Below are 601 nucleotides of genomic sequence, written 5' to 3' on the forward strand. Positions count from 1 at the left end.
GTGGAAATTCCGCGGCTGCGATTCATCGTGCGCGATGCCAATGGCGCGGACATCTATGCGTGGAATGCCGTGCTGGAGCAGCCCGTGCTCAATCCCGGCGAGCGGGCATGGTTCAAGACACGGCTGGCATCGCCGCCGGCCGAAGGCCGCGAAATTGCCGTGAGGTTCTTCCACAAGCGGGATATCGCGACCGGAGGAACCTGAATGTCCCGCGTTTTGATCGCCGACGACGAGGAGTCGATGCGCCTGCTGGTGGCGCGTGCGATCGCCATGGACGGTCATGAGATTGTCACGGCGGAAGACGGCGCCGAGGCGCTTGAAATCCTGACCCGTGACGAGGGCGCGTTCGATCTTCTGCTGACCGATATCAAAATGCCGGTGATGGACGGAATCGCGCTGGCGCTGGCCGCCGCGCGCGATTTCCCGCGGCTGACGATTTTGCTGATGACGGGCTTCGCCGATCAGCGCGAGCGGGCGTCCGGGCTGGAAGCCATCGTCCACGACGTCATCACCAAGCCGTTTGCGGTGGCAGACATCCGCACGGCGGTTGCGGACGCACTGGCGTCGCGCAGCGGTTAGGTCACTCCGCCAGTTGCGAGAC

2 protein-coding genes are annotated in these 601 nt (G+C 64.4%); both read left to right on the forward strand.

All coding sequences use genetic code 11. The features are described from left to right. Nucleotides 1-204: hypothetical protein (locus ACP4IX_RS36475; protein ID WP_426558972.1), on the forward strand; the 204-nt coding region annotated here is incomplete at its 5' end. Continuing rightward, nucleotides 205-579 carry a response regulator gene (locus tag ACP4IX_RS36480; protein WP_024919522.1) on the forward strand — a complete coding sequence of 125 codons (375 nt, stop codon included), beginning with the start codon at nt 205-207 and terminating at the stop codon, nt 577-579. The last annotated feature ends 22 nt before the right edge of the window (nt 580-601 follow it).

The organism is Streptomyces sp. WG5 (assembly GCF_049974565.1).
GTDB lineage: Bacteria > Actinomycetota > Actinomycetes > Streptomycetales > Streptomycetaceae > Streptomyces.